Here is a 5676-nt window from a genome sequence, read left to right as displayed (position 1 = left end):
CCGGCCCGTGCGACATCTACGCCTCCGGCGGCACGCCGTGCGTGGCCGCGCACAGCACCACCCGAGCCCTGTACGGGGCGTACAACGGCCCGCTCTACCAGGTCCGCCGCTCGTCGGACAACACCACCCGCGACGTCGGCGTGCTCACTGCCGGCGGCGTCGCCAACGCCGCCACGCAGGACACGTTCTGCGCCAACACGAACTGCGTCATCACGGTCATCTACGACCAGTCCGGCCGCAACAACCGCCTCACCCAGGCGCCTCCGGGCGGCTTCACCGGCCCCGCCGCCGGCGGGTACGACAACCTCGCCGACGCGAAGGCGGCACCGGTCACCATCGGCGGTCAGAAGGCGTACGGCGTCTACATCGCCCCCGGCACCGGCTACCGCAACAACAACACCAACGGCGTCGCGACCGGCGACCAGCCCGAGGGCATCTACGCGGTCGTCGACGGCACGCACTACAACCAGTGGTGCTGTTTCGACTACGGCAACGCGCAGACCAACGTCCAGGCCGACGAACGCGCCATCATGGAGACCGTCTACTTCGGCGCCAACAAGCAGTGGGGCTACGGAGCAGGGGCGGGCCCCTGGATCATGGCCGACCTGGAGTGGGGGCTCTTCTCCGGGGTGAACGCGGGCTACAACAACATCGCGTCCATCAACCACCGCTTCGTCACCGCCATGGTCAAGGGCGAGCCGAACCACTGGGCGATCCGGGGTGGGAACGCGCAGTCGGGCGGCCTGACCACCTACTTCGACGGTCGACGCCCCAACGGCTACAACCCCATGAAGAAGGAGGGGGCCATCCTGCTCGGTATCGGCGGCGACAACAGCATCACCGGCCGGGGCACCTTCTTCGAGGGTGTGTTGACGTCCGGCTACCCGTCGGCCGCCACCGAGGACGCCGTGCAGGCCAACATCGCCGCTGCCGCCTACACCCCCGCCACCGGCGGCAACCCGCAGCAGAACGTCCAGGTCGTGGGCGCGCAGTCCGGCCGCTGCGTAGACGTACCGAACGGCACGACCACCAACGGCACCCAGGTGCAACTGTGGGACTGCATCAGCAACAGCACCGCCCAACGCTGGACCTACACCGCCGCAAAGCAGATCCAGGTGTACGGCAACAAGTGCCTCGACGCCAACGGCCAGGGCACCACCAACGGCACCCAGGTCATCATCTGGGACTGCCACGGCGGCACCAACCAGCAGTGGAACGTCAACGCGAACGGCACCATCACCGGCGTCCAGTCCGGGCTCTGCCTCGACGCCAACGGCGCCGCCACCGCCAACGGCACGAAGGTCATCCTCTGGGCCTGCAACGGGCAGCAGAACCAGCAGTGGGCCCTACGTAGCTGATCAGGCCGCCTGCCGGGCCGTCTCCGGGTCGTCACCACGACCCGGAGGCGGCACGCTCGCGCCGGGTCAGCGGGCCTCCGGGTCGAGGCCGAGTACGGCTCGTCCGCCGTCCACCGGCAGCGTCACCCCGTTGACGAAGCTCGCCGCCGGCGACAGCAGGTACGCGACCGCCTCCGCCACCTCGTCCGCGCGCCCGATCCGGCCCACCGGATGCAGCCGGGTCAGCTCGGCGTCGATCCACTCGGCCTGGGACGGCTCCTGCGCGGCGAGGAACTCGGCGTGCCGCTCGGTGGCGATCGAGCCGAGCGCGACGGCGTTGGCGCGGATACCGTGCCGCCCGTACTCGACGGCCAGCGCCCGGGTCAGCCCCTCCACGGCGGCCTTCGCCGTGGCGTACGGCAGGGCGCCCGACACCGGCCGGCGGGCCTGGTGCGACGAGACGTTCACGATGGCCCCGCCCGTGCCGGCGGCCAGGAACCGGCGGACCGCCACCGCCGCGCCCACCACGGCCGGGCGCAGGTTCAGCCCGATCAGGTCCAGGACGGTGTCGGCCGACGCCGAGTGCAGCGCCGCGTCCCGGAACACCGCCGCGTTGTTCACCCAGCCGGTGAGACGGCCGGCGCGCTCCGCCACCTCGGCGGCGTGCTCGGCCACCCGCTCGTCGCCGGCGTCGCCGACCACCGGCAGCAGGCGGTCGGCGGCCGGGTGCCCGGCCAGCCAGTCCACCGCCTCGGCGTCACGCTCCACGACGACGACTGTGACGCCGGTCGTCACCAGCCGTTGCACCACGGCCCGGCCGACGCCACGGCCGCCACCGGTCACCACGCACGCGGTGGCCACCGGCTCAGCCGTCCGATCGGCGGTGCACGACCACGCACGCCAGCCCCGGCCCGGCGTGCGCGGCGACCACCGCGCCGGCCTCGGAGACGTACGTGTCGTGCAGCCGTGCACCGAGTCGCTCGGTGAGCGCGGCGAGCAGCGCCTCGGCACGTTCCGGCGCGGCCAGGTGGTGTACGCCGAGGTCCACGTCGTCGTCGCCGGCCGCCTCGACGGCCAGGTCGACGAGACGGGCCACTCCCCGGCTGGCGGTACGCACCTTCTCGCGCAGCACGATCGCCCCGTCCGGCATGTGCATGATCGGCTTGACCGACAGGGCGGTGCCGAACAGCGCCTCGGCCGCGTTGATCCGGCCACCCCGGCGGAGGAACTCCAACGTGTCGACGTAGAACCAGACGGTGGTCCGGGCGACGGAGGCGAGCGCCGCGTCGCGTACACCGGCGAGGTCTGCCCCGGCCTCGGCGGCCGCGGCGGCCGCGATGGCCGGGAAGCCGAGCCCCATGCCGGCGGAGCGGCTGTCGACGACCTCGACCCGACCGTCGAAGTCGACGGCGGCCAGCCGGGCCGCCTCGACGGTGCCGGACAGGCCGGCGGACAGGTGTACCGAGACGACGCCGTCGGCGCCGTCGTCCAAGAGGCGGCGGTACGTCCGGGCGAACTGCTCGGGGGCCGGGCGGGAGGTGCTGGCCGAGACCCGTCGCTCGCGCAGCGCCCTGGTGGCGTCGGCGGGCTGGGTCTCCACCCCCTCCAGACCCTCCGCGCCGTTGAGCACGACGGTCAGCGGAACGACGGTCAGCCGGTGCCGCCGCACCAGCTCGGGCGGAAGGTAGGCGGTGGAGTCGGTGACGACCGCGACGGGCATGCCCGGCACGCTAGCCGATCACGACGGGATACGCCGAGGCGCGAGCGCGCCGGCCGCGGGCGGGAACGGCGCTCAGACCGCGTCGACGACGGCCGGGGCGGTGACCAGGCCGACGTTGTGCCCCCGTAGCTGCCAGCCTCGAACGTCGTCGTGCCGCAGCTCGGACCAGTGGCAGTTGGCCAGCGAGCCGATGGTGCGCAGCACGCCGGAGGGCCAGCCGAGCAGGTGGCCGACGCCCTGGCGGGAGCCACCGCCGTGGGTCGCGATGACCACGGTCCCGCCGGGGGCCACGTCGGCCGCCGCCAGGAACGCCGCGGCGACCCGCTCGCCGAGGGCGTCCAGCGGCTCCAGGTCCGCCCCCGGGGCGGGGTCGCCAGCCCGCCAGCGGGCGTACTCGGCGGGGAAACGCTCGGCGACCTCGGTGAGGTGCAGGCCCTGCCACTGGCCGAAGTGCCGCTCGCGCAACCGGGCGTCGGTGCGGACCGGCAGCCCGGTCAGCGCGGCCAAGGCCGCCGCGGTCTCCGCGGCGCGGCTCAGGTCGCTGGACACGATGGCGTCGGGACGCAGCGACGCGAGCAGCGGGGCGGCGACGCGGGCCTGGTCGCGGCCCAGCTCGTTGAGGGGTACGTCGGTCTGCCCCTGGACGCGGTTGGCGGCGTTCCAGTCGGTGTTGCCGTGCCGCCAGACGATCAGCCGGGTCATTCGGCTGCGGCGGTCCCGCCGGCGTCGGCCTCGACCAGGTCGCGGTCGACGAACGGGATGGTGGGGCAGTCCTTCCAGAGGCGGTCGAGCCCGTAGAACTCGCGCTCCTCGGTGTGCTGGACGTGCACCACGATGTCGACGTAGTCGAGCAGCACCCAGCGGCCGCCCCGCTCACCCTCGCGCCGGATCGGCTTGGCCTTCTCCGGAAGCTCCAGCAGGCGCTCCTCGATGGCGTCGACGATGGCGAGCACCTGACGCTCGTTGGGGGCGGCGGCGAGCAGGAACGCGTCGGTGATGGCGAGCTGGTCGCCGACGTCGATGATCGCGATGTCCTGCGCCTTCTTGTCGGCGGCGGCCTGGGCGGCTGCCATTGCCAGCTCGTGCGCGCGTTCGGAAACTGTCACCGTTCTCCTTCGATCAGGCGTGCGATCCACCAAGCGTCTCACACCCGGCGAGGTCACGACCCGTCAGTTCTGGTCGATTAGACGTACGGAACGGTGCATACCGGACGTGATCAGGGCTGATAGAGGCGTCGCTTGGCGATGTACTGCACCACACCGTCGGGCACCAGATACCAGACCGGTTCGCCCCGGGCGACCCGGGCGCGGCAGTCGGTCGACGAGATGGACATCGCGGGCACCTGGATCAGGCTGACCGTGTCCGCCGGAAGGTGCTCGTCGGTCAGCGGGAAGCCGGGGCGGGTCACCCCGATGAAGTGGGCCAGCTCGAAGATCTCGTCCAGGTCCTTCCAGGACAGGATGCGTTGCAGCGCGTCCGCGCCGGTGATGAAGAACAGCTGCACCTTGGGGCCGTACTCGGCCTGAAGGTCGCGCAGGGTGTCGACGGTGTAGGTGGGCCCGCTGCGGTCGATGTCGACCCGGCTGACCTGGAACCGGGGGTTGGAGGCGGTGGCGATGACCGTCATGAGGTACCGGTCCTCGGCGGGGCTGACCGGTTCGTCAGCCTTCTGCCATGGCTGCCCGGTCGGGACGAACACCACCTCGTCCAGGCCGAACCGGTCCGCCACCTCACTGGCCGCGACGAGGTGCCCGTGGTGGATCGGGTCGAAGGTGCCGCCCATGATCCCGATCCGCCGGATATCTTCCTCCACCCCGTGATCGTAGGCCGGGCATCGTGGCCGGCCGCTCCGGCCCGGCGCGCGAGGGGGTCGCCAGGCGACCGATCCCGCGCATATACTCGTCTACGAGTAATTGTCGGCGAGTAAGGGGACGTCATGCCGAAGCGGCGCAAGGTCGGCAACCTGCTGGCACTGGCCGTGCTCTCCGCCCTCGTCCAGCGGCCCATGCACCCCTACGAGATGGCAAGCACCCTGCGCGCCTGGGGCAAGGACCAGGACATGGAGATCAAGTGGGGCTCCTTCTACACGGTCATCCGCAACCTGGACAAACACCAGTTGATCGCCGCGGTGGAGAGCGTCCGCGAGGGCCGACGCCCGGAACGCACCGTCTACCGGATCACCGACGCGGGGCGGGCCGAGCTGGTCGACTGGGCGCGCGAGCTGGTCGCCACGCCGATGCCGGAGCATCCCCGCTTCCGGGCCGGCCTGTCCGTCCTCGCCGCCCTGCATCCCGACGAGGCCACCGACCTGCTCCGGCAGCGACTCGACCGGCTGGACGACGCGCTCCGCCGGGACCGCGAGACGCTCGACGCCCACCTGCGGGAGATCCCCCGGCTGTTCCTGGTGGAGTCGGAGTACGACCTGGCCATGCGAGCCGCTGAGGCGACCTGGCTGCGGGCCCTGCTCGCCGAGCTGACCTCGGGCAGCTACCCGGGGCTGGACACGTGGCGGGCCTTCCACGAGACCGGCGAGATGCCGGCCGAGCTGATCGAGCTGGCCGAGAGGACCAGCAGCGACCCCGACAACGCCGACTGAGAAGACAGCTCCGGCGGGGTGCG

General features: G+C 72.1%; 7 protein-coding genes. 2 read left to right on the top strand and 5 right to left on the bottom strand.

Translation table 11 applies throughout. The features are described 5' to 3' along the window. Positions 1-1358, top strand: a 1358-nt coding sequence (locus tag AB0J68_RS25540; RefSeq protein WP_363940705.1) for an arabinofuranosidase catalytic domain-containing protein, incomplete at its 5' end; no start/stop codon positions are given. Positions 1359-1424: 66 nt separating this feature from the next. Here the strand turns inward: AB0J68_RS25540 and AB0J68_RS25535 are convergent. From AB0J68_RS25535 to nadD, 5 genes are all read right to left on the bottom strand, one after another. Then, positions 1425-2198, bottom strand: a complete 774-nt coding sequence (locus AB0J68_RS25535) for an SDR family oxidoreductase (protein WP_363940703.1) — start codon at positions 2196-2198, stop codon at positions 1425-1427. Positions 2199-2202: 4 nt separating this feature from the next. After that, complete coding sequence (locus tag AB0J68_RS25530; RefSeq protein WP_363940701.1) at positions 2203-3057, bottom strand: DegV family protein; 855 nt, start codon at positions 3055-3057, stop codon at positions 2203-2205. 72 nt (positions 3058-3129) lie between these two features. Beyond that, entirely contained in the window at positions 3130-3759 is a 630-nt protein-coding gene (locus AB0J68_RS25525) for a histidine phosphatase family protein (RefSeq protein WP_354857940.1), read from the bottom strand. Continuing rightward, positions 3756-4163 (bottom strand): ribosome silencing factor, encoded by a 408-nt coding sequence (rsfS, locus tag AB0J68_RS25520; protein ID WP_354857937.1) that lies wholly within the window; start codon positions 4161-4163, stop codon positions 3756-3758. Before rsfS ends, AB0J68_RS25525 begins: the two co-directional genes overlap by 4 nt. A 110-nt stretch (positions 4164-4273) precedes the next feature. Next, positions 4274-4870, bottom strand: a complete 597-nt coding sequence (gene nadD / locus AB0J68_RS25515) for a nicotinate-nucleotide adenylyltransferase (RefSeq protein WP_203178711.1) — start codon at positions 4868-4870, stop codon at positions 4274-4276. Between the two features lie 123 nt (positions 4871-4993). Here nadD and AB0J68_RS25510 point away from each other — a divergent pair, with 123 nt between their 5' ends. After that, positions 4994-5653 carry a PadR family transcriptional regulator gene (locus AB0J68_RS25510; RefSeq protein WP_355067046.1) on the top strand — a complete coding sequence of 220 codons (660 nt, stop codon included), beginning with the start codon at positions 4994-4996 and terminating at the stop codon, positions 5651-5653. The last annotated feature ends 23 nt before the right edge of the window (positions 5654-5676 follow it).

Origin of the sequence: Micromonospora sp. NPDC049580 (assembly GCF_040675595.1) — a bacterium.
Taxonomy (GTDB): Bacteria; Actinomycetota; Actinomycetes; order Mycobacteriales; family Micromonosporaceae; genus Micromonospora.
This window is presented reverse-complemented; position numbering and strand designations above follow the sequence as displayed.

Excerpts from the sequence above, each read along its gene's own strand:
- AB0J68_RS25530 (WP_363940701.1), bottom strand. The coding sequence starts at position 3,057 with ATGCCCGTCGCGGTCGTCACCGACTCCACCGCCTACCTTCCGCCCGAG.
- AB0J68_RS25525 (WP_354857940.1), bottom strand. The coding sequence starts at position 3,759 with ATGACCCGGCTGATCGTCTGGCGGCACGGCAACACCGACTGGAACGCC.
- AB0J68_RS25510 (WP_355067046.1), top strand. The coding sequence starts at position 4,994 with ATGCCGAAGCGGCGCAAGGTCGGCAACCTGCTGGCACTGGCCGTGCTC.